Origin of the sequence: Chromobacterium violaceum ATCC 12472 (genome assembly GCF_000007705.1) — a bacterium.
Classification (GTDB): Bacteria; Pseudomonadota; Gammaproteobacteria; order Burkholderiales; family Chromobacteriaceae; genus Chromobacterium; species Chromobacterium violaceum.
Genome location: NC_005085.1, coordinates 872,217 through 896,389 on the forward strand (window position 1 = coordinate 872,217; position 24,173 = coordinate 896,389).

Consider the following 24,173-nt stretch of genomic DNA (forward strand, 5'->3'; position numbering starts at 1 on the left):
GAGGAGCGGCGGGGATGCGCATGGATGACAGCGCGGGGCAGGCGTCCGGGGATACCATCAGGCTGGGATTGCTGGCGCCGCTGAGCGGCCTGGTGGGCATGTACGGCGAGGAAATCATCCGCGCCGCGTCCATCGCCTGCGACGAGGTGAACGCCGAGGGCGGCGTGCTGGGGCTGCCGTTGGAGCTGGTGTCGGCGGACGACGGCAGCTTCCCGGCCAGCGCGGTGCCGGCGGCATTGGGCCTGGTGGACTTTTCCGGCTGCGCGGCGCTGATAGGCAACCTGCTGACCCACTCCCGCATCGCGGTGGCGGACAAGGTGGCCGGCCAGCGCCGGGTGCCCTATCTCAATTTCGCTTTCTACGCCGGCGGCATCGCCTCGCGCTATTTCTTCCATTTTTCCGCGCTGCCCAATCAGCAGATAGACAAGATGATCGCCTGGGCCGCCTCGCGGCTGGGGCAGAAGATGTTCTTCGCCGGCAACAACTACGAATGGCCGCGCGGCTCCATCGATGCCGCCAAGCGGGCGCTGATCCGCGTCGGCGGCGAGCCTGTGGGCGAGGTTTACCTGCCGTTCGACGCGGATGCCCGCGAGATCGACGCCATGCTGGACGAGGTGAGGCAGTCGGGCGCCGACGTCTTCGTGCCCTATTTCGCCGGCGCCAACCAGATCGCGGTGCTGAAGCGCTTCGCCGAACGCGGCCTGAAGCGGCAGATGGCGGCGGTGATGGGCCACTTCGACGACCTGATGGCCAGCTTGCTGCCGGAAGACGCGCGGGAAGGCCTGTACGGCTGCAACACCTATTTCATGTCGGTGGACACCGCGCGCAACCGGCGGCTGCTGGCGGCGCTGGCGCGCCGGCCCGGCGTCGACGGCCTGTGGCCGCAAGGCAATGGCTTGCTGACCAACTTCGGCGAGGGGGCCTACCTGTGCGTGCATGCCTTCGCCCAGGCCGCCAGGGCGGCCGGCTCGCTGGAGACCGACAAGCTGCTGGCCGCGCTGGAGTACGTCATCGTCAATGGGCCTCAGGGCACGGTGGTGATGGACGCCGCCAGCCACCACGCCGCGGTCAGCTGCTTCCTGGCCCAATGCGGCAGGGACGGCGGATTCCGCATCCTGGAGCGCTTCGGCTGCCACGCGCCGATGATGCCGGAACGCTACGTCCAGGCTGCGGCGCCGGTTCCGTCCAGCCAGGCTTCCCCCCGGAGCCGGAGCCATTCCGCCGAAGGCATCGATTCCGACCAGGTGCAGCAGATACTCACCCTGGTGGACATGGCCGTCCTGTCCGTGGACGAAGAAGGCGTGATCATCGACGCCAATCCCGCCGCCTGCGAAATGTTCGCCTACACCGCGGATGAAATGGCGGGCATGCCGGTGCACCAGCTGCTGCCGCCGGCCCTCCGGCAGCCGCACGCCGGCATGCTGAAGCAGTTCGTCGCCAGCGGCGACGTGATCCGGCGCATGGCCAGCCGCAGCAACGTCACCGGCTGCCGCAAGGACGGCAGCTGTTTCCCGCTGGAAATCTCCATCGCCAAATTCCGCAAGGGCGAGCGCTGGACGCTGATCGCCACGCTGCACGACGTCAGCGTGCAGATGCGGACCCAGGAAGAGCTGCTGTGGAGCGCCACTCATGACGCGCTGACCGGCCTGGCCAACCGCGCGCTGTTGCTGGAACGGCTGGAGCGGGCGCTGCAGCGCTCGCGGCGGACCGGCGCCGGCCTGGCGCTGCTGTTCGTCGATCTGGACAATTTCAAGCTGATCAACGACACCCACGGCCACGGGATAGGCGACCAGCTGATCCAGGCCATCGCCGCCCGGCTGCTGACGCAGCTGCGGCCGGGCGACACCGTGGCGCGCTTCGCCGGCGACGAATTCGTGGTGCTGTGCGAGCAGGTGGCGCGGCCCGAGGACATTTCCGCGCTGGCGGAGCGGATCAACGCCGCGCTGCGGGAGGAGGTCCGCCTGGACGGCCTGGCGCTGGGCTGCACCGCCAGCATCGGCATCGCCATAGGCAGCGGCCGCCAGCACCTGGCCGACGATCTGCTGCGGTCGGCGGACATCGCGATGCACGCGGTGAAGCAAAAGGGACGTGACGGCTGGCGCTTCTTCAATGACAGCCTGCACGGCCAGGCCAGGCAGCGGTTTTCCATCATCCAGGGCCTGCGCTCGGCGATAGAGCGGGAGGAGCTGCACGCGCGCTACCAGCCCATCGTCGACGCGGACGGCGTCCGGGTGGTGGGCGCGGAACTGCTGCTGCGCTGGCACGCCGCCGGCGGGGAGATCCCGCCGGCCCAGTTCATTACCATCGCGGAGAGCTGCGGCGCCATCGTCGCCATCGGCTACTGGGTGTTCCGCCAGGCCTGCCTGGCGGAGGCGGATTGGCGGCGGCGCTGGGGCGCGGACGCTCCCTATGTGTCGGTCAACCTGTCGGCCAGGCAACTGGACGAGGCGCGGCTGGCGGACGAGTTCGGACGCATCCTGCGGGAAACCGGGGCCGCCCCGGCGCGCATCCTGCTGGAAGTGACGGAAACCGCGTTGATGGCGGACATCGACGTCAACCTGAAAGTGCTGCAGGCGCTCAACGCGCTGGGGCTGCGCGTGGCCGTGGACGATTTCGGCACCGGCTACTCCTCGCTGGCGCAGCTGACGCGCCTGCCGGTGGAAGTGCTGAAGATAGACCGCGCCTTCGTCGACGGTATCGGCCGCAAGCAGCAGGACGTGACGCTGATCCGCGCCATCATCGGCCTGGGGAAGGCGCTGGGCCTGAAGCTGGTGGCGGAGGGCGTGGAAAGCGGCGAGCAGCTGCAGACGCTGCGCCAGCTGGGCTGCGATCTGATCCAGGGCTATCTGTTCCACCGGCCGATGCCGCTGGACGCGCTGCAAAGCGTGGTGGAGCACAGCCTGTCCGCCGCGCGGGACGCCGTCCAGCCCTGCCAGCAGGGCGAGGGGGGCGGCGAGCCGCGGTGACGGCGGACGGAGGCGGCGCGGCGGCCGCAGGGAAAATGTCGCTTCATGGACGGCCGCTTCCGGCACCCACCCGCCTACCGAAGGCTGCATGCGGCCCGCTTCTTACTTGAGGATCGACCAGTTGGCGGCGTCCATCCCATCCTCGCGGAATTCGATGCGGACCGGATACGCCTGGCCGCAACCCGTCACCACCCAGGCTTCGCGCCAAAAACGGGAGCCGGGCTTGCCCTGGGGCTGGGCCAGGATGTAGGGCTGGACGCTTTCCGGTTTGGCGCAGCCGCGGATGCCCATCTCTGCGGCGACGCCCACCATCGCGTCGCGGATCAGCTTTTGATTGGCCAGCGTGCCGGCTTGCAGCGCGCCGGGAGGCGGGGAAGCCATCGCGGCGCCGGCCAGCAACGCGGCCAAGTAGGTAGTGGGAAAGAGTCGTTTCATCAGCAATGGCAAGTGAATGAACCTGGCGCGGATTGTATCGCGCTTCGCCATTTTTACGGCGTGACATGGAATGTGCCGGTGTGCGCTGGTTTGACATGCTTAGCGAATGCCGCAGCGACGCCGGTTTGTTGTCCCTGTTTTGCCCCGACAGGAATTGAATTGGCTTTCAAACCTTTTGTTTATAAATAGATATCTTTTTTAGGCGATGAACGAATACCCCTAAAGATACCCCCAATACTATTTTTGGCTGGCAGGGGTGACAGCTTTCTACCCAATGTGGTCGACGCCTTCATAAAAAAGCTGACACTTCGCCAGCGTTAACAGGAGGCCAGTGAAGCTGGTAGACGTCCTGTTGAACAACTAGTTAGGCTGGCAAGAGATGCTTGGATGGGAAGTTTCAGCAGACTCATAGTTTTTCCATCTGAAAGTAACTCTTCATCCATGCCTTCTCCTCTTCAGAAGGGTTATACATGTAGCCTTGTTTCACTGCTTGCCAGTACCGAGGCACTTCCAAAAGTTCGTTAAATAGCAGTTCCGCCGTAACATATAGCAGCCAAGCTGCGATGCGAAGGGAGCTCAAGTTGACGGTTAATGCATCATTTTCTTCGCTGTACTCATTAACAGGTGTTATGGACTTATGCAGGCGACCAATATGGGCGAAGTTGTCGCTGAAGTGCCCATAAAGCGAACCTAAAGGCGGCACAGCTTTCTTGGCGACTGCGATAGTTTTTTGGGATTGCAGCGTATGGTTCTGATACGACGGCAAGTGATTTGGATTTTGAATTAGATATAGAGCGGTGGATACAGCTTCAAGCAGTGACCGAAGGATGATGCCTGGCTGCAAGACATAGCCCATACGTAGTACGGCAACAGCAGCTCCGAATGAGTTCGAGGCATTCATAAGCAACTGAGCGCAAGCAATGCGTAGCTCATCTTCTTCACGAGAGGCAATTGTGAGGCCGGAATAAATTAGGCCGTTAGTTTTGCTAAATAATGCGCTGAGCTGAATTAGATCGTCCTCGCATAAACGGTCAAAGGATGCTTCGATCTTTGGTCCATCACGACGTAGCTGGTTTAGCAGCATATTCTCCGTGAACACCACAATTTTTTGGGTTTCTGGATCAAGTAGTGCCGACCCAATGCGAACAATTTCTTGGCTGTCAGAGGGCGGCACATTTTGTCCTTTTTTTGAGCGCTTGTGCTTCTTTGCGTGACGATGACTCATACTTGAAAAGCCTGGCGTGAAATATACACCTGCGCAGGTGTATATTAAATTAATCAATACGCATATCCTGGGTGCGCACTTGTCTTTCCTCGTTAAAATTCAATAGTATGGGCTTGTGCTTGCTGTGGAATATCGCTTGATTTCAAAGGACTATGTCGATTATTCGTAGAGTAGATGTACATATTTATCAGGCAAGATAGCAAATTCACCCCACCCCAAATTATTAATGCACAAGCCAATACCACTTTCCAATACTTTTCCGAAAATAATAACCACTTTCCCGCTTGATTCGTCTCCAATTCCGTGGTCTTGGCTATCTTTGTCGGTAGCCTTTAGGCAGAAGTCTTTATATTTAGGGTTTCTGCGATACCGAAGCATTGTTTGCCGAATGTTTTCTGGTGTCTTTCCGCAGTTCCAAGATTTGGTAACTCTGCCAAAATACAATTTCGGCTCGTCGCAGGTTTCTGTGACGTTTTCGATATTTGTCAATAGATCCTTCAGGGTATAAGCAGATCTACTTCCTGGTAGATAAATGTATCGATATAGATTTTTATTGAAGTTTCGGCAAAGTCCTCGAATTGATGTAAATTCCCCTGGCAACTTGAATTCATCTCCACTATGCCTTCCAATGGGTGCAAGTGAAAGTTTGCCGCTTTGATCTTCTACTGGATTGCCTTGATATTCTAAAGGCTCATCAATTTCTGGTCTAATCGGTCTTTTCTTCAAAAATTCTTTTACAATAGCTAGCTCGCCATTCTCAATGGCTTTCTTTGCTAATTCTTCATTCTCGAATCTCTTCCCTTCAGCTTTCTTAACGCGAAGGCTACACTCTGGGGTATAAGCTCTACTGTGCGCATAGAATGCCTTGCGTCCTTTACTATCATATTCTTTGTCCTCTGGTGAGCGGAAAAGCCCAACGCAACATTCAGGGCAGAATATATGGCCTTTCATATTTAATGTGTATTCAGTCGGAGTAACTTCAATGGCTTTTAATCGTAGAATACTTTTTTCATCTGAGTTATAACTCCATCCTTCTAGATAGAGAGCGAATTTTATTTTGTTTGCATCATCCATTATTAATCTCGACTAAGGTGGCAGTACAGGCATAACAATTATTCAACAAATTCACTAGCTTTGACGAATTACGGCACAGGGGCTGTTTCTTGAAGGACCACTTTTGGCCGTTAGCAGCCAATTGTAAGCCGCAGTTTTCCCGCCGCCCAGCTAGGCACACACACCTAAAATCCCCCAGAAACCGTGGATTGGTTCCTAAGTCCTTGTCCTACAATGGCTTTTCATCCACGGTTTGTCCACCACCTCTCCCCCCGATTCCGTGGATGTTCCATAAACCTCAATAAAATCAATGCTATGAAGGGAAGGGCGAATCCACCATTTCCACCACATCGGCCGGCAAACCCGTGGATTAAATTTTAAGCAGCGCTCCGAAACCGTGGATAGCCCCTGTCTTCCTTTTTCACTGCTTTCCTTCTCTATCTCTTTGTTTTTTTATAAAAGAAGAAGAGAAGAAGTGGGGCAAGTCCGTAAAACTACGATGTGGAAGAAATGGGGCAAACCGTGGAAGTGGGGGGCGAAACCGTGGATGGGTTTTTCTAAACAATCAATGGCTTAGCTGATGAAGAGGGGGCTGTATACGGATTTTTTTCGCATCCTCCCGCACCCAATGGCGTGGAAACCAGTGATTTTCGGCCGTTCTCGCCGGATTGCGAGTGTCTCTGTCATATTTGCGTATGCAAGGGTTTGCTGTTGCGCGGTTTGAACGGGTAAAGGGGAAAGCGGGGACAGACCACGTTTTTAGTTCCGGATATCCTGATTCTAGCTGGAAGGAGATCAGGCCTATTTGGACGTTAAAAAACCCGCAAAGCCTCGTGCTGCGGGTTTGTGGACTTTCCTGGACTGCTTTGGAAGAGTGGGTGGCGCCCCCGACAGGAATCGAACCTGTAACTGCCCCTTAGGAGGGGGCCGTTATATCCATTTAACTACGGAGACGCTTGGAAAACTGGTTTGGTCAGGCGCTGCGGTCCACTGACAGGCGGGCCAGCTCGATGAGAGCCTGGCGGACTTCCGAATCGGGAATGCTCTGCAAGGAGGCGATGGCCTGTTCGGCCATTTTCACGGCTTCGTTCTTGGCATATTCCAGCGCGCCGCAGGATTGTACCGCATTCAGCACATCGTGGAAACGGTCGCGGTTGGCGTTTTCCAGCGCGTCGCGCACCAGGGCGGAGGCTTCCGAACTGCCGTTGCGCATGGTGTAGATCAGCGGCAGCGTGGGTTTGCCTTCGGCCAGGTCGTCGCCCAGGCTCTTGCCTATGGTGTCGGCGTCGCCGCTGTAGTCCAGCACGTCGTCGATGATCTGGAAGGCGGTGCCCAGGTACATGCCGTAGTCGGCCATCGCCCGCACCTGCTCGGCGGAGGCGTCGGCGATCAGCGCGCCGACGCGGGCGGCGGCTTCGAACAGCTTGGCGGTCTTGTACTGGATGACCTTCAGGTATTCGTCTTCGCTGACGTCGGTGTTGCCGATGTTCAGCAATTGCAGCACTTCGCCCTCGGCGATGATGTTGGTCGCCTCGGCCATCACTTCCAGGATGGTCATGTTGCGGGTGGTGACCATCATCTGGAAGGCGCGGGTGTAGAGGAAGTCGCCCACCAGCACGCTGGCGGCGTTGCCGAACAGTGCGTTGGCGGTCTTGCGGCCGCGGCGCAGGTCTGATTCGTCCACCACGTCGTCGTGCAGCAGGGTGGCGGTGTGAATGAACTCTATCATCGCGGCGAGTTCAAACAGGTGCTCGCCCCGGTAGCCCAGCGCGCGGCCCGACAGCAGGGTCAGGATGGGGCGCAGGCGCTTGCCCCCGGCGGAGATGATGTATTCCGCCACCTGGCGGATCAGGACGACGTCGGAGTGCAGGCGGGCGCGGATCACGCCGTCTACCGTCTGCATGTCGTCGGCTATCAGGGTTCGGAAAAGCGGGGTGGACACGTTTTCAACCAGTTTTATCGTTGCGATGGCTACGCCAAAGCTCTGGATGTTACCAGAAAAGCCCCCGCAGCCGCCATGCCGCCGTGCTTGCCGCTTAAGTCGATGAAATCATTGACAACTTGCCGGGCAGCCCTGTATAGTCTCGCGTTCCCTGCGCATCATGTGCGGGGGATTCATTTATCAGGAGCTCATGCGAATGTATGCGGTCATAAAAACCGGCGGCAAGCAATACAAGGTTGCCATCGGTGAAAAACTCAAAGTAGAACAGATACCTGCAGACGTCGACAGCCAGATCGTACTTGAAGAAGTGCTGATGATTGCTGACGGTGAACAGGTTGTTGTTGGCGCCCCGCTGGTTTCCGGCGCCACCGTGAAGGCCACCGTTGTTTCCCATGGTCGTGGCGAAAAGATCCGCATCTTCAAGATGCGTCGTCGCAAGCACTACCAGAAACACCAGGGTCATCGTCAGAACTACACCGAAATCCGCATCGACGCGATTTCGAAGTAAGGATAAACAGTCATGGCACACAAAAAAGCAGGCGGCAGCTCCCGCAACGGTCGTGACTCCGAAGCCAAACGCCTGGGCGTTAAGGTTTACGGTAGCGAACTGATTCCGGCCGGTTCCATCATCGTGCGTCAGCGCGGCACCAAGTTCCACGCTGGCGAAAACGTCGGCCAGGGCAAGGACCACACCCTGTTCGCCAAGGTTGACGGCTACGTTGAATTCACCGTTAAGGGCGCGCAACAGCGCAAGACCGTTAACGTGGTTCCGTACACCGGTGTAGACGGCGAATAATTCGCTTTCTGACATCCGAGAAAGCCCTATCCTTCCGATAGGGCTTTTTTCATACCCGAGGGGCAAGGCGTGAGGGCTGGCGTGGCCAACCCTGACCCCTGACTCCTCGCAAGACAGAGGTTGAGTGCAATGAAGTTCATCGATGAAGCCCGGATTGAAGTGATGGCCGGACGCGGCGGCAACGGCGTGGCCAGTTTCCGCCGCGAGAAGTTCGTCCCCTTCGGCGGTCCGGACGGCGGCGACGGCGGCAAGGGCGGCAGCGTGTACGCGGTGGCCGACGAAAACGTCAATACCTTGGTCGAGTATCGTTTCGTCAAGAAATACCTGGCGCAGCACGGCGAGCGCGGCCGCGGCGCCGACTGCTACGGCAAGGGCGGCGACGACATCGAGCTGAAGATGCCGGTGGGCACCGTGATCCACGACGCCGACACCGGCGAGCTGGTGGCCGACCTCACCCACCACGGCCAGCGCGTCATGATCGCCAAGGGCGGCAAGGGCGGCCTGGGCAACATCCACTTCAAGTCGTCCACCAACCGCGCGCCGCGCCAGTGCACGCCGGGCGAACAGGGCGAACAGCGCACGCTGAAGCTGGAGCTGAAGGTGTTGGCGGACGTCGGCCTGTTGGGCATGCCCAACGCCGGCAAGTCCACCTTCATCCGCTCGGTGTCCGCCGCGCGCCCGAAGGTGGCCGATTATCCGTTCACCACGCTGCACCCCAATCTGGGCGTGGTGCGGATGGACGATACCCGCAGCTTCGTCATCGCCGACATTCCGGGCCTGATCGAGGGCGCGGCCGAAGGCGCCGGCCTGGGCCACCGCTTCCTGAAGCATCTGCAGCGCACCGGCCTGCTGCTGCACGTGGTGGACATCGCCCCGTTCGATCCCGATGTCGACCCGGTGCGCGAGGCGCGCGCCATCGTCGAAGAACTGAAGAAGTTCGACGAGGAGCTGCACGGCAAGCCGCGCTGGCTGGTGCTCAACAAGGTGGACATGCTGCCGGAAGACGAGCGCGAACTGACCGTGTCCGCCTTTCTCAACGCCTACGGCTGGCCGCAGGAGCGGCCGGACGATTCCCTCGGCTTCGACATCAAGGCACCGCGCGTGTTCACCATCTCCGCGCTGAACCACGAGGGCACCCGCGAGCTGACCTTCGCCATCATGTCTTACCTGGACGTGGTGCGCGCCCAGGCGCGCAAGGAGGCCGAGGCGCTGCAGCAGCAGGCCGCCGCTGCCAAGCAGAAGGTGATCATGCCGGAAGCGCCAGCCGTCAGCGAAGGTGACGACGCGTAACGAAATTGCAGTATTTAACTGCTACGAGAGACGGGCTGGATGCATATCTAGCCCGTTTTTTTATTCCACTTGGGCAAAATGCGGGGTTTTGGCGGATTTCTGGCAATTTACGTCGCTTTGCTGTACACCAATACCTTCACGCGTCGTTACTTCCCAAGTCGATTGGATGTTGTATTTTGTCATCAGGCGGCCGCGCTGGCGACAGCCGCCTCCGGATGGCCGTGGCATGAATTCTGCTTGTCGAAGCCGAAGCCGGGAAGAGCCGCAGACAAAGCCCCGGGCGCCGTGCCGCGCCTTCCTGTCGCGCCGTTTCGCCGGCGGGGCGGGAGGAGCCGGTCCGGGACCAGGCGCCAGGTTTTGTCATCCGCCAGCCGGGGGCCCGGCGGGCGGAGCGGCGAAATCCGGCTTGCTAGACGAAATACTCTAACTATATAACTGGTGCAGCCGCCGCTTTGGACCGGGGCCGCACCGGGCGGCGCGGGCCGGGCGGGATCGGCCCGGAGAGAAAGTCCGGCACGGTCCGGATACCAACAAGGCAGTACGATTGATGAGGAGAAGGAAATGAAGAAAGCACTTGCTGCGCTGGCCGTAGGCCTGATGGCCGCATCTCTGGGGGCTTACGCCAAGGACTGGAAGGAAATCCGCTTCGGCGTCGACGCCAGCTACGCGCCGTTCGAGTACAAGGCGCCGAACGGCCAGGTGGTGGGCTTCGACATCGATCTGGGCAACGAAATCTGCAAACGCATGAAAGCCAAGTGCGTGTGGGTGGAAAACGATTTCGACGGCATGATCCCGGCGCTGAAGGCCAAGAAGTTCGACGGCGTGCTGTCGTCGATGTCGATGACCGAGGCCCGGATGAAGGAAATCGCCTTCTCCGCCAAGCTGTTCAACACTCCGACCCGCATGGTCGCCAAGGCCGGTTCCGGCCTGATGCCGACCCCGGCCTCGCTGAAGGGCAAGCGCGTGGGCGTGGAGCAGGGCACCATCCAGGAAGCCTACGCCAAGAAGCACTGGGCGCCGGCAGGCGTGGAAGTGGTCCCCTACCAGAACCAGACCCTGGTGCTGGCCGACCTGACCGCGGGCCGCCTGGACGCGTCCTTGCAGGACGCGGTGCAGGCCGACATCGGCTTCCTGAAGAAGCCTGAGGGCAAGGGCTTCGCCTTCGCCGGCAAGGACCTGGTCGACCCGCAGACCCTGGGCGAAGGCGCCGGCATCGGCCTGCGCAAGGAAGACAAGGACCTGAAGGCCGGCATCGACAAGGCGATCGCCGACATGCTGAAGGACGGCACCTACAAGAAGATTGAGAAGAAATACTTCACCTTCGACGTGTACGGCGGCTGACGCCGTTCCGGGCGAGCGGCCCGTCCGCCCGCCCGCGCTGTGATGCGCCCCGCTTTGCGGGGCGTATTGATCTGGAGCGTCCGCCGCCATTCGGCAACATAAGCCGGAGGCCGCGGCCACTCGACAAGGGGAACATATGTTTCTGGATGGATTCGGTCCCATTATCTGGCAGGGGACTCTGGTGACGCTGGAGCTGTCGGTGCTGTCGCTGCTGCTGGCCTTCGCCATTGGTCTGGTCGGCGCCGGCGCCAAGCTGTCGCACAACCCGCTGCTGGGCGGCGTGTCCACGCTGTACACCACGCTGGTGCGCGGCGTGCCCGACCTGGTGCTGATGCTGCTGATCTTCTACAGCCTGCAGATCGGCATGAACAAGATCACCGAGGCGCTGCGCATCGAGCAGATCGACCTCGACCCGTTCGTGTCCGGCATCGTCACGCTGGGCTTCATCTACGGCGCCTATTTCACCGAGACGCTGCGCGGCGCCTTCCTGTCCGTGCCCAAGGGGCAGATCGAGGCCGGCATCGCCTACGGGATGACGAGCTGGCAGGTGTTCCATCGCGTGCAGTTTCCGCAGATGATGCGCTTCGCGCTGCCCGGCATCTCCAACAACTGGCAGGTGATGCTGAAAGCCACCGCCCTGGTGTCCATCATCGGCCTGGCCGACGTGGTGAAGGCATCGGTGGACGCCGGCAAGAGCACTTATAAAGTCTTCTTCTTCACGCTGGTGGCGGGCGCCATCTACCTGGCGCTGACCACGCTGTCCAATTTCGTGCTGGCGAAGCTGGAACGCCGCTATTCCACCGGCGTGCGGGAGGCCGACCTATGATAGACATCATCCAGCAATACTGGCGGGCCTTCCTGTGGAGCGACGGCTACCACCTGTCCGGCCTGGCCGTCACCATGTGGCTGTTGGTGCTGTCCATCGCCTTCGGTTTCGTCGTGTCCATCCCGCTGGCGGTGGCGCGCGTGTCCAAGGTCAAATGGCTGGCGCGCGCGGTGTGGCTGTACACCTACGTGTTCCGCGGCACCCCGCTCTACGTGCAGCTGATCTTCTTCTACAGCGGCATGTACAGCCTGGAGGTGGTGCGCGAGGTGGGCTTCCTCAACCACTTTTTCCGCGAAGGCTACAACTGCACCATCCTGGCGTTCGCGCTGAACACCTGCGCCTACACCACCGAGATCTTCGCCGGCGCGATCAAGGCCACGCCCTACGGCGAGATCGAGGCCGGGCGCGCCTACGGCATGAGCCCCTTCACGCTGTACCGCCGGGTGATCATCCCGTCGGCGCTGCGCCGGGCGCTGCCGGCGTACAGCAACGAGGTGATCCTGATGCTGCACGCCACCACCGTGGCTTTCACCGCCACCGTGCCGGATATCCTGAAGGTCGCGCGCGACGTCAACGCCGCCACATACGATTCCTTCAACGCCTTCGGCCTGGCAGCCTTGCTGTATCTGAGCATCACCTTTATTCTGGTCGGCCTGTTCCGCAAGGCTGAAGCCCGCTGGCTCGCTTACCTGCATCCGACCAAGAGCTGAGAAATACTGGGGATTTATTAGATGGACAAGCTGAACATCAGCAACATTCACAAGAGCTACGGCGACCACGAAGTTCTGAAAGGCATCTCGCTGAAGGCCAAGGCCGGCGACGTGATCAGCATCATCGGCTCGTCCGGCTCGGGCAAGAGCACCTTCCTGCGCTGCATCAACTTCCTGGAGAAGCCGAACGACGGCACCATCGCGCTGAACGGCGAGGAAATCCGCCTGGCGCGCAACAAGCAGGGCGAGCTGGTGCCGGCCGACCAGAAGCAGCTGCAGACCATGCGCACCAAGCTGGCCATGGTGTTCCAGCACTTCAACCTGTGGGGCCACATGACGGTGCTGGAAAACGTGATCGAGGCGCCGGTGCACGTGCTGGGCATTCCGCGCGACGAGGCCATCGCCCGCGCCAAGAAATACCTGGCCAAGGTGGGGCTGGACGAGCGCGCCCAGGCCAAATACCCGGCCCATCTGTCCGGCGGCCAGCAGCAGCGCGTGGCCATCGCCCGCGCGCTGGCGATGGAGCCGGAGGTGATGCTGTTCGACGAGCCGACCTCGGCGCTGGACCCGGAGCTGGTCGGCGAGGTGCTGAAGGTGATGCAGGCGCTGGCCGAAGAAGGCCGCACCATGATCGTCGTCACCCACGAGATGGGCTTCGCCCGCAACGTGTCCAACCACGTGATGTTCCTGCACCAGGGCCGCGTGGAGGAAGAGGGCCATCCGGACGAGGTGTTCGGCAACACCAGGAGCGAAAGGCTGAAGGCTTTCCTGTCCGGTAGTCTAAAGTAAGACTATCCCTGCCAAAGGGGGTAGGAAACCCGCCGGAGCGGTCAGCCGGCGGGTTTGTTTTTTGGCGCGCGCGAAGGTTGTGGATAACTTCAGGTTTGGCGGATCGCTGTGGATAAGGTGGTCAGGGCGCGCCGGCGGCCGGCTGCTGCGAGCGGAACAGCGTCCACTCCTCCACCGTCCGGCCATCGGGCAGCTGGCACAGCGCGTATTCGTTGCCGGCGGCGTCCTTCTGCGGCAACAGCTTGCCGCCTTGCTTCACGCAATGGACCGAGGCCGGATTGGCCATGCCCACCGCCTTCGGCTGCGGCGCGGGATTTTGCGCGCAGGCGGCCAGAAGGAATGCGGGCAGCGTGGCGAGTAGGGGTTTCAGCGTTTTCATTTCCAGTTCGGATCCTGTTTCAGTTGTTGCATCAGATAGGCGCGCTGGTTTTTGTCCGGCTTGCCGAACCAGCGGTAGCTGGCGTGCTTGGCCGGGTGATCCACCGCCTCGGGCACGTCGGCCACCGTTACCAGCAGGCCGACGGCGCGGCGCTTGTCGGCGCTGAACAGGCCGAAGAAGCGGTTGGACGCGCAGTCGTGCGGCTTGCACATCTCGCCGGCCAGGTAGCGTTTGCCGGCAATGAAGGCGGAGTGGTAGGGCGCGCTGGTGGCGCGGGCTTCGCGCAGCCACTCCGGCGCGTCTTTGGCGCCTGCCGTCATGCTCATCCAGGCCGCCTGGTAATCCGGCTGGCGCGCCAGCTCGGCGAACACCGCTTCGGCGGCCGGCGCCGAGGAGGCGGGCGCGGCGACGGCCGGCGCGGCCGGCAGCAGGATGGACAGGGACAATAGCAGGGGGGCGAGCGTTTTCATGAGGCGGATTCCGGCGGCGATGCAAAACAGCTTGGATCGCCGCCGCAAGCGAAAATTCCGTCAGGCGGTCAACAGCTTGCCGTTCTTGAACGCGGTGTCGCCGGCCACGCGGGCGATGCCGAGGCCGGCGGTGGCGTAGGGCCGGTCGCTGGTGGCGTACAGCACGCCGCCGCGCTGGGTGCAGACCTGGCTGACGGCGTCGCTCAGCGGGTCGATCACGTCGGCTACCAAGTCGCCCGGGCTGAGCAGGCTGCCGGTCGCCGCGCGGTACACCACCACGCCGGCGTGGGGCGCCAGCAGGTCTTCGGAGCCTGCCAGCGGCGTGGCCGGGTGGCGCAGCGGCGGCAGCGGCGGCGCGTCGCCGGCGATCACGCCGCGATGCTGCAGGAAGTCGATGATGGCCTCGGCGTCATGGGCCGCGTATTCGTGGTTGACGTCGCATTCGCCGCGCAGCTCCACCGTGACCGCCAGGCAGGCCATTTCGATAGGCGCGGACAGCCCGGCCTGCGCGGCCAGGTCGCGCAGCTGCCACCACGGCTGGCTGCAGGACTCGTCGAACGGGTAATCGCCGGAATCTTCGGCCAACAGCGTGGCGCAGGCGCCCAGATAGCGGGACAGCGGCTCGCACTGGTCCCACAGCGGCGTGCCGGTGTACAGGTGCAGGTCGGCGCGGCTGTCGCAGTGCAGGTCCAGCATGATGTCGGCGTCGAAGGCCATCGAGTGCAGCGCGTGGCGCAGCGACTGCAGCTCGGTCTGCGGCTGCTGCCTGGCCAGCTCGGCGCGCATCGCGGCGCGGATCAGCCGGGTGTTGGCCTTGGCGTCGGCGCCCAGCTGGTGGCGCACGGCGGCGAACACCGGCTCCGCCAGCGGCAGGTAGTGGCGGTTGAAGTTCTGGCCGCTCATCGCTTCGAATCGGCCCATCAGCTTGCTGTTCTGGTTCTGATTCAGTCCGATGGGGTTGGCCGCCGGCAACACCGCGATCTCGCCCAGGATGGCGCCTTCGTCCTCCAACTGGCGCAGCCGCTGCTTCAGGTGCCAGGCCACCAGCATGCCGGGCAGCTCGTCCGCGTGCAGGCTGGCCTGGATGTGGACTTTCTCGCCGCGGCCTGCCTGGCCGAAGTGAAAGCTGGTCAGCGCGCGCTGGCTGCCCAGGCTGGGCGACAGCAGGGGGTGGTGGCGGGTGAGCATGGCATCTCCTCTAGTGATTTGTTATCGCGTGCTGCCAGGATAAAACGCATTGCCGCGTTGACGAAGCGGCGGGCCGCCGGGACAATCTCCGCTTTGATTCACCCCAGCTTGTGGAGCGCGTTTGGATTCATTGTCCGATTTCTTCCAGCCCGGCATCGAGCCCGGCTCGCTGCAGGCCGTGTCGCGGCTGCAAGGCGCATGGGGCTATCTGTCCGTTTTCGTCACGCTGTTCCGCGGCGGCGACGAGGAAGTGCTGATGCGCCTCCTGGTGCTGCGAGAGCTGGGCGGCCGCGCCGAGGCGCCGCTGTGGACGCCGCAGGAAATCGCCCAGCGCTTCTCCTACCTTAACGATACCAAACTGGCCACCATTCTGGGGCGGCTGCGCGAAGGCGATCTGCTGGTCTACGACAGCGACGGCGGCGTCTACCAGCTGTCCGAGGGCGCGCGCGTCGCGCTGGCTGCGCTGGCGACGGTGGTCGATTTTTCCGGCGACGACGTCGAACTGGGCTATCTGGCCAGCCAGGTGGCAGCCGGGCAGGCGGTCGGCCAGGTGTCGGACGAGGCGCTGAAGCACCTGCTGGCGCGGCTGAACGAGCTGTACGCCGAATTCGAAGAGGCGCTGGAGTCGCAGTCCGAATTCCGCATCCGCGCCGCCCAGCACCGGCTGGAAGCGGTGTGGCGCTGGGTGGCCAAATCCACCGAGGTGGTGAAGAGCCTGACCCAGGACGACACGCTGAGCCTGACCGTGCTGAACCAGGCCCAGGCGATCGCGCTGGCGCAGAGCCGGATGCTGGCGCTGGCCGGCACCTTCGAGCGCCGGCTGGCCCAGCTGGCCGCGCAGCGCGTGCACCTGGGCAATTCCGGCCTCACCTCCACCGACATCGCCGACTGGCTGCGCCGCCAGGGCGCGGCCATGCTGGCCGGCAAGCTGGCGGGCGGCTGGTCCATCTGCCCGGAGCCGGCCTTCCTGTCGACGCCCGAGCTGGCCGACGTGGCCGAGTTCGAGTTGCTGGCGCGCGAGCGCGCCAAGGCAGGCGAGCACGTGCTGCCGGGCGGCGAGGCCGCGCCGCTGGCCGACGCGCCGGAAATGGAACGGCTGCTGGAGGCCGAGGAAATGTACGACCTGCTGCTGGAGCTGGGCATGAGCGGCAAGGCCGACGCCCATATCAGCCAGGCGGTGCTGGCCGGCAGCTACAACGAAACCGCATACCGGCTGTCCCTGCTGTCGTTGATCGGCGACCCGGAAACCAGCAACGACCAGAGCATCGTCGCGGCGCTGGCCAAGCTGCCGTTCAGCCTGCAGGGCGGCGACGGCGTGATCGCGCCAGACCACCCGGAGGTGGCGACGCTGTCCGATGCGCGGCTGGTGGCGCATGCCGTCAAGGGAAGCCGATGATGGCCACATTCGCTGAGTTGACCGCTACCGTGGGCCGGATGGAAGCCCGTCTCGGCCAGAGCGAGAATCGGGAAGTGCAGACTTTGCTGGCCCATTACCGGCAGTTGCCGCCGCGCTTCAACCAGAATCTGGCCGACCCGCGCGATGCCGCGCTGGCGGCCTCCGCCGCGCTGATGCTGATCCAGGGCGTGGCGCAAGCCAAGAAATAATATGGAACACGAAATCAAGACCCTCACCGCCCGCCTGCTGGCGCACCGGGTGGTGCCGCGCGCCGACGCGCTGGCGCGCAAGGCGCTGCTGGACGATATCTTCCGCGCCGAGCTGGACAAGAGCCTGGCCGCGGTCGGTCTCCGGTTGGTGGAGAACCCGTACGCCGAACACATCGCCGTGGCGCTGCTGCCGGAAATGACCGAGCCGGTGTTCGGCTCCGGCGACGCCTGGCTCAACAACAATCTGGGCCTGCCGCGCGACGGCGTGGCGCTCTTGGTCATCCTGTGGGCGCTGATCATCCTGCCCAAGCGCGAGCGGCAGATCGCCCGCGTCGAGGCAGGCAAGGAAAACCAGAGCGATATGTTCGGCGCGCAGAAGCCGCTGGAAACCGGCGAAGCCGTGTCCACCGGCATTTCCGAGGACGCGCTCTACGCTGACTTCGGCAAGGCGCTGGGCGGGCGCACCCGCTTCAACGCCAATCTGGGCCGTCTGGTCAACCTGGGCTTCATCGTCCGCCGCAACCGCTGGCTGGACGAGGGGCCGATGCTGGATTTGATGATCGACTACGCCCAGCTGGCGCCGCGCATCATCGAGGGCGCGCTGGCCGACATGCTGCTGCGCCGCGAGGGACGCGAGGCGCTGGTCGACAAGCGCGCAGACGACGATATCGAAGAAGAAGGCGCGGACGGCGGCATGGAGTCGGCCGGCCCGCTGTTCGACCTGCCGCCGGACGACGCGGCGGACGAGGAGATGCGCTGATGTTCCAGATGAAATCCGTCGAAATGGTGCACTGGGACTTCTGGCAACGGCTGAGCGTGCCGCTGGACGCCCAGATCGTCACCATCATCGGGCCCAATGGCTCCGGGAAGACCACCTTGCTGGACGCGATGCGCACGCTGCTGGCCATCAAATGCTCCGGCAAGCGCGACTACAAGCGCTACGTGCGCAACAACAAGGAAGCCTTCGCCTATCTGCGCGGCGTGGTCGACAATCCGCGCCGCCCGTCCGGCGGCCTGTACCCGACGCCGTTCTTCCCCATCGTGTCGGAGTCGGTGACGCTGCTGTGCCGGATCAAGAAGCAGGGCGGCGACTGGGTGCGCCACTACGCGATCCTGGACGGCGACATCGCGCTGGAGCATGCCGAGGGCCAGGCGCAATGGCTGGGCGTGCATGAATACCGCCGCCGGCTGGAAGCGGCCGGCCTGACTCCGGCGGTGGCCGAGGTGTTGGCGCTGGAGCAGGGCGATACCGACAAGCTGACCGAATACAGTCCGCGCCAGCTGCTGGACCTGGTGTTCCAAGTGTTCGGCGACAAGGACGTGCTGGACAACTACCAGCGCGCCCGCGACGAGCAGCGCGCCACCGAGTTGGAGCTGGAGGCGCTGGGCCGCCAGGAGGAAGCGCTGCAGGTGCGGGTGGAGGCGATGCGGAACCGCGCCAACCGCTACCTGGAATGGAAGCAGCTGCAGACCGGCATCGCCCGCCTGCGCGACGAGGCGCTGCCGGTATTGGCCTATCTGGACGCCAAGGCCGCCTTCGGCAAGCAATGGGGCGATTATCGCGCCGGCTACCACGTGCTGAACCAGGCGCGCGCCGAGCATGCCGACACCCTGGATCTGGTGGCCAAGCTGAAAGCCGCCGAAGTGAGCGCCGCCGAGGCGCGCGCCGCGGCGGAGACGATGCGGCTGGCGGCGCAGGACGCCTTCATGAAGGCCAAGGGCGAGCACGCCGGGGTGGCCGGCCAACTGAAAGAGCGCGACCGGTTGCAGGCCCTGGCCGGCAAGGAATACGGCGCCGACGCCGCCCAGCTGGCCGACAAGCTGGCCGCGCTGCGCGCAGAGGCGGATCAATTGAAGGACGGCCTGCGCGAGCTGAAAAAGCAGCGCCAGGAAAGCTCGGAGCACCTGCAGGCGCTAGAGATAGGCCGCGGCCGCTCGCCGGAGGATGTGCGCCAGTTCAAGGCGGCGCTGGACGAGGCCGGCATCCCGCACGCGATGCTGTCCGACATCGTCGAGGTGATGGATTCCAACTGGCAGGGCGCGGTGGAGGCGCTGCTGCGCGGCTACCGCCACGTGGTGCTGCTGGACCGGGAATCCGACCGCCGCGAGGCCTGGAAGATAGGCGAAAAGCTGCGCTATCGCCATTTCGTGGTGCCGGAGCGCGCCGCGCCGCCGCGCGCCAACAAGGGCAGCCTGCTGGAGGTGGTGCGCTTCTCCGCCGACGCGCCGGACTGGCTGTACCGGCAGATGAACAGCGTGACGCGGGTGGAGAACGCACTAGAAGGCGCCAGCGCTGAAGGAGACTGGATCACCCGCGACGGGTATTTCCGCGAGCGCCGCGGCGCGCGCCACATCGGCGTGCCGGCGCACGAATACGCGTTCGGCGAAGCGGCGCGGCAGTCGCGGTTGCTGGCGGTGCGCGACGAGTTGAAGGCATTGAACGTGCGCATCCTGGCCGACGAGGAGCGGCTGGTGGCCGCCACGCGCGAGGCGGCGGGCCTGGCCGAGTACCTGGGCGGCATGGACGCGATACGCCAGCTGGACAGCCGCGCCGACGAATTCGCCGCGCTGGAATCGCGCAAGGCCGAGCTGGAGGCCGAGATCGCCCGCCAGGGCGCGGCGCTGGCCGCCGCCGGCGCGGAGAAGGACGCCGCCGACCAGCGCTACGGCGACGCGCGGCTGGCGCACGACCGCGTCTGCCAGCGCGAGATGGAAAGCCTGTCCAAGTACAACCAGAAGCTGCAGGAGGTGGAGCAGGCGCGCCGCCAGCTGCGCCGGCTGAGCGGCGAGCTGCGCGAATGGGCCGAACGCCTGTCGGCCGATGCGCTGGCGCCGGAGCATGTGGCGGCGCTGGAGGACGAGTTCGACACCGCCGCCGACGCCAAGCACCAGCTGAACTACCTGGAAGAGAAGCTGCAGAGCGGCGACTGGGAGCAGGACGACTCGGTGCTGGCATTGAAGGACAAGCTGGTGGAAGACCTGACGTCGCTTGACCGCGAGCGCCAGCGCCGCCAGGGCGAGGTGGACCGCTCGCGCGAGCTGACCGACGAAGCGCGCGCCGCCTACATCGGCAAGCTGCGCGCCACCGTGCGCGCCTATGGGCAGAACGTGAAGCGGTTGGGCGAGCTGGCCGGCATCCAGGTGGAAGTGGAGCTGCCGCAGCTGTCCAACGACGACGCGGTGCTGGCCCAGGCCGGCCTGGTGTTGAAGTTCAACTTCGACCAGAAGGGCATGATGGGCATGAACGACGGCGAGGCCTCCGGCGGCCAGCAGGTGATGAAGTCGCTGATCCTGCTGATCGGCCTGATGATGGACGAGTCCAATCCGTCCGGCTTCGTCTTCATCGACGAGCCGTTCGCCCACCTCGACATCTTCAACATCGACCGCGTCGCCGGCTTCCTGAAAGCCACCGAGGCGCAGTACCTGATCACTACGCCCAACACCCACAACATCAACATCTTCGCCCCGTCCGAGCTGACGCTGGCCACCCGCAAGAAGCGGCCGGGCGAAACCTGGGCGCCGCCGATTCTGCAGACGCGGCGGCGGGTGGACGGCGGCGAGCAGGCGTAAACAGCAGCGGGGCGGCGAGAGCGGCCCCGTTTTTCTTTGTCGACTTGACCCGGAGATGGCGGGAGAGCGCTGCGTGTCTTCCTGACAAAACTACGCTTACCACAGGAGGAGGGAGACGGTGTCCATTTGTTTGCTATATGTAGTGTTTGATGGTTTTTAGGCTAGAGGGGCGGATGTCTAACGCATTGATAGAGGCAAGAAAATCTTGTCTCAGTGAGCGTATAGTGAAAAATAAATGCTTAATTTATCGGGTGTTTTCCCAAAGTTAGATGGGTGATAGAGCTATGCGTTGGTCTAACTAAAGTAAGGTTGGCTATGCGGCAACATCATCCCATTACGAGGCGGATATGCCAAATGTGTTGAAGTGGAATGGTTACCGGGTGGTGATACGGACAAACGATCACAATCCAGCCCATGTTCACGTAATCGATGGGAAGAGGGAAGCTGCTTTTATTTTGAATTGTCCGGATGGGCCCCCTTGGTTGCGTGAGCAGAAGGGATTCGGTGCCCATGAGATCAACAAGCTCATCAAGGAGTTACATGCCCGCTTGAATGAGCTATGCACAGCATGGGGAGATATCCATGGAAGTGTCTGCTAATGAGCTGGAAGCAGCGTCTTCTCGGATGGAGATGCTGCAGCGGGAATATTCTACCCTGCGATCGGTCCAGTATCGGTCAGAGGAGGGGGTTATCGTCTTCATTCTGGCTAATGACAGAGAACTCAAGTTTCGGCCTGACGACTTGCAGGCGACTTATGGCGCAACTCCAGAGCAGTTGCGTGAGATAGAAATCAGTCCTTCGGGGCTGGGAGTATATTTTGAGACTTTGGAGGAGGATGTATCTCTGATTGGTTTGTTGGAGGGACGTCGAGGCTCCGCCAAGTGGATGGCGGAGCATCCTCTGGCTTCTTGAGCTGGTCCGAAGAGGCGCGGCATCATCAGGAGGGCAAGCGCAAATGCTTGTCTTCCTTACGTTTCAGCACCCAAGTATTCCCGCCAACTCCACCAAATCCCTCGCCACCCAATCCCAATCCTGTTCCGCCGCCAGATCCGTCCGCTGCTCCGGGCCGAATTCGCGGGGACGCATGATGAAGGCGGTTTTGAATCCGCAGCGGCGCGCGGCGGCCAGATCGCCGTTATGGGCCGCGACCAGGCAGATCCGCTCCGGCGGCAGGTCCAGCAGTTCCGCGGTGCGCAGATAGGCCTGCGGCATCGGCTTGTAGGCCTGGGCCGCTTCGGCGCCGAGTATCGCGTCCCATGGCAGGCCGGCGTATTTGGCCATATTCAGCAGCAGGCTGGTGTTGCCGTTGCTGAGCGTGGCGATGATATGGCCCGCCTTCAGTCGCGCCAGGCCCGCCACGCTGTCCGGCCACGGATCCAGCCGGTGCCAGGCGCGGTTCAGCCATTGCAGCTCGTCTTCCGGCGCCGAGGCGGGATCGACGCCGAAGGCCGGCAGCGTGGCCTCCAGGTTTTCGCGGTGCAGCTGGTCCAGCCGGGTGAACGGCCGGCGGCCGGCGCGCACCGCTTCCATTGCCGGCGAGTAGAGGGCTCGCCAGGCGTCGGCGAAGGCGTAAGCGTCCTGCCTGGCTGCGGGCCGGCGCCGCAGAAAGGCGGCGGCGTCGCGTGCCACGCCCTCGCGCCAATCCACCACCGTGCCGAATACGTCGAACAGCAGAGCCTGAACAGGCTGACTCATGACCGCCTCCATGTCTTTGGCATGAAGGCAGTCTGGCGTCGGCGCCGGGCGGCGTCAATCGTTCAAACGCCTGCCGGCGCCGGCGGGGCGCTTACTCTGCCGTCGGGTCTGCTCCCTGCCACCAGTCCGGCGCGGCGCTGCCGTCGCCGATATGGCCGTCGCGGCGCAGGTAGTGGCGGACGTCCCGGCCCGGCTCGCGCAATGCCGGGTCGCCGGACAGCGCGCGCTCCAGCCACTCCGCGCCGTAGCGGAAGACTTCGGCCGCCACGCCGCCCAGCGGGTGGAACTCGTTCTCGTATACGCGCATCTCCTTGGGCGCGCGGATGCGCCGGTAGCAGGCCAGCGCCTGTTCCAGCGGCGTCAGCTCGTCGAACTCGCCGATGCCCAGCAGCACCGGGATGCGGATGTCGGCGGCTAGCGCGTCCAGCGGCATGCGGTCGCGCATCTCGCGGTCGAACAGGGCCTCGTCGCGGTAGCCGCTCATATACATGTAGTTTTTCTTGAAGCTGGGCTGGGCGCGCTCGAAGATGGTGAGGAAGTCGCCGCATACCGGCTCGTAGGCGGCCAGCGCGGCCAGCCGGGTGTCGCCGGCGGCGGCGCGCATGCCCCAGTAGCCGCTCATGCTGATGCCGAACATGCCGATGCGGCCGGCGTCCACTTCCGGCAGGCCGGCCAGGTAGCCGGCGTAGGCTTCCAGCGCCCGCTCGTAGTTGTCCAGCGTCACCGCCAGGCCGCCGGCGCGGCTTTCGCCCTGGCCGGGGCCTTCTATCGACAGCGCCACCATGCCGCGCGAGGTGTAGTAGCGTTCGGCGGCGTACAGGTAGTCTTCCTTGATCATGTCCATACCGGGGCCGAGTATCACCGCCGGCGCCTGGCGGATTTCGCCGTCAGGCAGGTGCAGCAGCGCGTGGATGAGGCCGCCCTCGAACGGAATCTCCACCCGCCGCACCCGGCCGTCGCGCAGCTCGCCGATGCGCGCCACGCAGTGGTTGCAGCGCGCGCGCAGCACCGCCTTGCGCGGATCGGCGGTGTCGAAGATCGAGTACTGCGCGCGGCCCCACATCACCGCGGCGCGCAGGTAGAGGTCGGTGGCGGTGCGGCGGTAGCCGTCGCGCTCGTAGTGGGCGGCGCGGCGTTCGGCGCGGGCCGCCACCTCGGCCCAGGCCTTGGGCAGCATCGCGCCGCTTTTCACCTGTTCGAACACGGCGTCGAAATCGGCCGGATCGTGCCCCAGCTGCAGCAGGGTGTTCTTGCCTTCCGGATGCAGGGCATCGAAACCGCCCTGTGCCAGCGCGATGTCCAGCGACCAGCTTTGCGCTTCTGAACGTGACATAATTTTCACCTCGTAAATTGATCGTACCAAAAAATAACTAAGTACTTAGTTATATTATTGTGGAGCCGGAACGCATGTCAACCAAACCCCAGGGGGATGCCTTGCCCAGCGAGGCGGGAGAAGCGCGCCAGCAGGCGTTGGCGAGGCTGAGCCGCGCCGCCTACAGCCTGAGCGCCGCCGACGCGCGGCTGCGCGGCCGCGCCACGCGCCAGGCCGGCGCGCTGTCGCTGTCGCACGCGAGAGTGCTGCGGATACTGGCCGAGGAGGGCGCGTTGCCGGTGGCGCGGCTGGCGGAATTGACCGAGACCACCGGCGCCGGCGTTACCCAGCTGGTCAACGGCCTGAGCGAGCAGGGTTATGTGGAGAAGGCGAAATCGCTGGCGGACAAGCGTTCGGTGCTGGTGCGGTTGACCGAACTGGGCCTCGCGCGCCACCGCGAGCGCGAGCGCGTGCTGGCCGAGGTGCTGCAGCGCGCGCTGCGGGAGATGGACGACCGGACGCTGGACGCCGCCGCCGAAGTGCTGCGCGCGCTGGGCGGCGTCTACGATCAGCTGTGAGCC

24 protein-coding genes and 1 tRNA gene are annotated in these 24,173 nt (G+C 63.4%); 15 read left to right on the forward strand and 10 right to left on the reverse strand.

The genetic code is table 11. The features are described 5' to 3' along the window. Positions 1-14: 14 nt before the first annotated feature. Entirely contained in the window at positions 15-2,966 is a 2,952-nt protein-coding gene (locus tag CV_RS04125) for an EAL domain-containing protein (protein ID WP_052278760.1), read from the forward strand. A 102-nt stretch (positions 2,967-3,068) separates the two neighbouring features. Here the strand turns inward: CV_RS04125 and CV_RS04130 are convergent, their stop codons facing one another. The 5 genes from CV_RS04130 to ispB form a co-directional block, all read right to left on the reverse strand. Next, positions 3,069-3,401, reverse strand: coding sequence for a hypothetical protein (locus CV_RS04130; RefSeq protein ID WP_043595480.1), 333 nt, complete (start codon positions 3,399-3,401; stop codon positions 3,069-3,071). A gap of 406 nt (positions 3,402-3,807) precedes the next feature. Then, positions 3,808-4,626: a DUF5677 domain-containing protein gene (locus CV_RS23330; protein ID WP_011134398.1), complete on the reverse strand. Its 819-nt coding sequence runs from the start codon at positions 4,624-4,626 to the stop codon at positions 3,808-3,810. Positions 4,627-4,785: 159 nt separating this feature from the next. Next, a complete protein-coding gene (locus CV_RS22695; protein ID WP_011134399.1) occupies positions 4,786-5,700 on the reverse strand; it encodes a hypothetical protein in 915 nt (304 codons plus the stop codon). Between the two features lie 858 nt (positions 5,701-6,558). Next, positions 6,559-6,633, reverse strand: a tRNA-Arg gene (locus tag CV_RS04135). Between the two features lie 19 nt (positions 6,634-6,652). Further along, entirely contained in the window at positions 6,653-7,633 is a 981-nt protein-coding gene (ispB, locus tag CV_RS04140) for an octaprenyl diphosphate synthase (RefSeq protein ID WP_043595482.1), read from the reverse strand. Between the two features lie 184 nt (positions 7,634-7,817). Here ispB and rplU point away from each other — a divergent pair, with 184 nt between their 5' ends. The 7 genes from rplU to CV_RS04175 all read left to right on the forward strand — a co-directional run bounded on the left by rplU (position 7,818) and on the right by CV_RS04175 (position 13,373). Continuing rightward, positions 7,818-8,129 (forward strand): 50S ribosomal protein L21, encoded by a 312-nt coding sequence (gene rplU / locus CV_RS04145; RefSeq protein ID WP_011134403.1) that lies wholly within the window; start codon positions 7,818-7,820, stop codon positions 8,127-8,129. Positions 8,130-8,141: 12 nt separating this feature from the next. Further along, positions 8,142-8,417 carry a 50S ribosomal protein L27 gene (gene rpmA, locus CV_RS04150; protein WP_011134404.1) on the forward strand — a complete coding sequence of 92 codons (276 nt, stop codon included), beginning with the start codon at positions 8,142-8,144 and terminating at the stop codon, positions 8,415-8,417. 129 nt (positions 8,418-8,546) lie between these two features. Further along, positions 8,547-9,707, forward strand: coding sequence for a GTPase ObgE (gene obgE / locus CV_RS04155; protein ID WP_011134405.1), 1,161 nt, complete (start codon positions 8,547-8,549; stop codon positions 9,705-9,707). Positions 9,708-10,268: 561 nt separating this feature from the next. Next, complete coding sequence (locus CV_RS04160; RefSeq protein WP_011134407.1) at positions 10,269-11,048, forward strand: ABC transporter substrate-binding protein; 780 nt, start codon at positions 10,269-10,271, stop codon at positions 11,046-11,048. 136 nt (positions 11,049-11,184) lie between these two features. Continuing rightward, positions 11,185-11,874: an ABC transporter permease gene (locus tag CV_RS04165; RefSeq protein WP_011134408.1), complete on the forward strand. Its 690-nt coding sequence runs from the start codon at positions 11,185-11,187 to the stop codon at positions 11,872-11,874. Next, entirely contained in the window at positions 11,871-12,584 is a 714-nt protein-coding gene (locus CV_RS04170) for an ABC transporter permease (protein WP_011134409.1), read from the forward strand. The genes CV_RS04165 and CV_RS04170 overlap by 4 nt, the downstream gene beginning before the upstream one ends. Before the next feature lie 21 nt (positions 12,585-12,605). Continuing rightward, a complete protein-coding gene (locus CV_RS04175) occupies positions 12,606-13,373 on the forward strand; it encodes an ABC transporter ATP-binding protein (RefSeq protein ID WP_011134410.1) in 768 nt (255 codons plus the stop codon). A 121-nt stretch (positions 13,374-13,494) separates the two neighbouring features. Here CV_RS04175 and CV_RS04180 read toward each other — a convergent pair whose 3' ends face one another. From CV_RS04180 to CV_RS04190, 3 genes are read right to left on the reverse strand one after another with little or no spacing between them, the layout of a single operon-like run. Further along, positions 13,495-13,752: a putative hemolysin gene (locus tag CV_RS04180; RefSeq protein ID WP_011134411.1), complete on the reverse strand. Its 258-nt coding sequence runs from the start codon at positions 13,750-13,752 to the stop codon at positions 13,495-13,497. Continuing rightward, positions 13,749-14,222 carry an inhibitor of vertebrate lysozyme family protein gene (locus CV_RS04185; protein WP_011134412.1) on the reverse strand — a complete coding sequence of 158 codons (474 nt, stop codon included), beginning with the start codon at positions 14,220-14,222 and terminating at the stop codon, positions 13,749-13,751. The genes CV_RS04180 and CV_RS04185 overlap by 4 nt, the downstream gene beginning before the upstream one ends. A gap of 60 nt (positions 14,223-14,282) precedes the next feature. After that, positions 14,283-15,410, reverse strand: coding sequence for a succinylglutamate desuccinylase/aspartoacylase family protein (locus CV_RS04190; RefSeq protein WP_011134413.1), 1,128 nt, complete (start codon positions 15,408-15,410; stop codon positions 14,283-14,285). A gap of 121 nt (positions 15,411-15,531) precedes the next feature. On the opposite strand from CV_RS04190, the gene CV_RS04195 reads away from it, so the two are divergent. From CV_RS04195 to CV_RS04215, 6 genes are all read left to right on the forward strand, one after another. Continuing rightward, positions 15,532-16,806, forward strand: a complete 1,275-nt coding sequence (locus tag CV_RS04195) for a hypothetical protein (RefSeq protein WP_043595487.1) — start codon at positions 15,532-15,534, stop codon at positions 16,804-16,806. Next, positions 16,803-17,015, forward strand: a complete 213-nt coding sequence (locus CV_RS04200; RefSeq protein ID WP_148206059.1) for a hypothetical protein — start codon at positions 16,803-16,805, stop codon at positions 17,013-17,015. Before CV_RS04195 ends, CV_RS04200 begins: the two co-directional genes overlap by 4 nt. Position 17,016: 1 nt before the next feature. Next, the gene (locus CV_RS04205; protein WP_011134415.1) at positions 17,017-17,775 is read left to right on the forward strand and encodes a hypothetical protein; all 759 of its coding nucleotides are present in this window, start codon (positions 17,017-17,019) and stop codon (positions 17,773-17,775) included. Continuing rightward, entirely contained in the window at positions 17,775-20,585 is a 2,811-nt protein-coding gene (locus tag CV_RS04210) for an ATP-binding protein (RefSeq protein WP_011134416.1), read from the forward strand. The genes CV_RS04205 and CV_RS04210 overlap by 1 nt, the downstream gene beginning before the upstream one ends. A 347-nt stretch (positions 20,586-20,932) precedes the next feature. After that, positions 20,933-21,184, forward strand: coding sequence for a DUF4160 domain-containing protein (locus tag CV_RS24365; RefSeq protein ID WP_080508916.1), 252 nt, complete (start codon positions 20,933-20,935; stop codon positions 21,182-21,184). Continuing rightward, on the forward strand, positions 21,168-21,497 hold the full coding sequence (locus CV_RS04215) for a DUF2442 domain-containing protein (protein ID WP_011134418.1): 330 nt from the start codon (positions 21,168-21,170) through the stop codon (positions 21,495-21,497). The genes CV_RS24365 and CV_RS04215 overlap by 17 nt, the downstream gene beginning before the upstream one ends. Before the next feature lie 63 nt (positions 21,498-21,560). Here CV_RS04215 and CV_RS04220 read toward each other — a convergent pair whose 3' ends face one another. Then, positions 21,561-22,280 (reverse strand): haloacid dehalogenase type II, encoded by a 720-nt coding sequence (locus CV_RS04220; RefSeq protein ID WP_011134419.1) that lies wholly within the window; start codon positions 22,278-22,280, stop codon positions 21,561-21,563. Between the two features lie 91 nt (positions 22,281-22,371). Next, positions 22,372-23,613, reverse strand: a complete 1,242-nt coding sequence (locus CV_RS04225; protein WP_011134420.1) for an alpha/beta hydrolase — start codon at positions 23,611-23,613, stop codon at positions 22,372-22,374. A gap of 74 nt (positions 23,614-23,687) precedes the next feature. Between CV_RS04225 and CV_RS04230 the strand changes: the two genes are divergently transcribed. Beyond that, positions 23,688-24,170 carry a MarR family winged helix-turn-helix transcriptional regulator gene (locus CV_RS04230; protein ID WP_011134421.1) on the forward strand — a complete coding sequence of 161 codons (483 nt, stop codon included), beginning with the start codon at positions 23,688-23,690 and terminating at the stop codon, positions 24,168-24,170. Positions 24,171-24,173: the final 3 nt, after the last annotated feature.

What these genes read in the sequence shown, in the direction of transcription:
- CV_RS04125 (WP_052278760.1), top strand. Translation starts at nt 15, where the DNA reads ATGCGCATGGATGACAGCGCGGGGCAGGCGTCCGGGGATACCATCAGG.
- CV_RS04130 (WP_043595480.1), bottom strand. Translation starts at nt 3,401, where the DNA reads ATGAAACGACTCTTTCCCACTACCTACTTGGCCGCGTTGCTGGCCGGC.
- CV_RS23330 (WP_011134398.1), bottom strand. Translation starts at nt 4,626, where the DNA reads ATGAGTCATCGTCACGCAAAGAAGCACAAGCGCTCAAAAAAAGGACAA.
- CV_RS22695 (WP_011134399.1), bottom strand. Translation starts at nt 5,700, where the DNA reads ATGGATGATGCAAACAAAATAAAATTCGCTCTCTATCTAGAAGGATGG.
- rplU (WP_011134403.1), top strand. Translation starts at nt 7,818, where the DNA reads ATGTATGCGGTCATAAAAACCGGCGGCAAGCAATACAAGGTTGCCATC.
- rpmA (WP_011134404.1), top strand. Translation starts at nt 8,142, where the DNA reads ATGGCACACAAAAAAGCAGGCGGCAGCTCCCGCAACGGTCGTGACTCC.
- obgE (WP_011134405.1), top strand. Translation starts at nt 8,547, where the DNA reads ATGAAGTTCATCGATGAAGCCCGGATTGAAGTGATGGCCGGACGCGGC.
- CV_RS04160 (WP_011134407.1), top strand. Translation starts at nt 10,269, where the DNA reads ATGAAGAAAGCACTTGCTGCGCTGGCCGTAGGCCTGATGGCCGCATCT.
- CV_RS04165 (WP_011134408.1), top strand. Translation starts at nt 11,185, where the DNA reads ATGTTTCTGGATGGATTCGGTCCCATTATCTGGCAGGGGACTCTGGTG.
- CV_RS04170 (WP_011134409.1), top strand. Translation starts at nt 11,871, where the DNA reads ATGATAGACATCATCCAGCAATACTGGCGGGCCTTCCTGTGGAGCGAC.
- CV_RS04175 (WP_011134410.1), top strand. Translation starts at nt 12,606, where the DNA reads ATGGACAAGCTGAACATCAGCAACATTCACAAGAGCTACGGCGACCAC.
- CV_RS04180 (WP_011134411.1), bottom strand. Translation starts at nt 13,752, where the DNA reads ATGAAAACGCTGAAACCCCTACTCGCCACGCTGCCCGCATTCCTTCTG.
- CV_RS04185 (WP_011134412.1), bottom strand. Translation starts at nt 14,222, where the DNA reads ATGAAAACGCTCGCCCCCCTGCTATTGTCCCTGTCCATCCTGCTGCCG.
- CV_RS04190 (WP_011134413.1), bottom strand. Translation starts at nt 15,410, where the DNA reads ATGCTCACCCGCCACCACCCCCTGCTGTCGCCCAGCCTGGGCAGCCAG.
- CV_RS04200 (WP_148206059.1), top strand. Translation starts at nt 16,803, where the DNA reads ATGATGGCCACATTCGCTGAGTTGACCGCTACCGTGGGCCGGATGGAA.
- CV_RS04205 (WP_011134415.1), top strand. Translation starts at nt 17,017, where the DNA reads ATGGAACACGAAATCAAGACCCTCACCGCCCGCCTGCTGGCGCACCGG.
- CV_RS04210 (WP_011134416.1), top strand. Translation starts at nt 17,775, where the DNA reads ATGTTCCAGATGAAATCCGTCGAAATGGTGCACTGGGACTTCTGGCAA.
- CV_RS24365 (WP_080508916.1), top strand. Translation starts at nt 20,933, where the DNA reads ATGCCAAATGTGTTGAAGTGGAATGGTTACCGGGTGGTGATACGGACA.
- CV_RS04215 (WP_011134418.1), top strand. Translation starts at nt 21,168, where the DNA reads ATGGAAGTGTCTGCTAATGAGCTGGAAGCAGCGTCTTCTCGGATGGAG.
- CV_RS04220 (WP_011134419.1), bottom strand. Translation starts at nt 22,280, where the DNA reads ATGAGTCAGCCTGTTCAGGCTCTGCTGTTCGACGTATTCGGCACGGTG.
- CV_RS04225 (WP_011134420.1), bottom strand. Translation starts at nt 23,613, where the DNA reads ATGTCACGTTCAGAAGCGCAAAGCTGGTCGCTGGACATCGCGCTGGCA.
- CV_RS04230 (WP_011134421.1), top strand. Translation starts at nt 23,688, where the DNA reads ATGTCAACCAAACCCCAGGGGGATGCCTTGCCCAGCGAGGCGGGAGAA.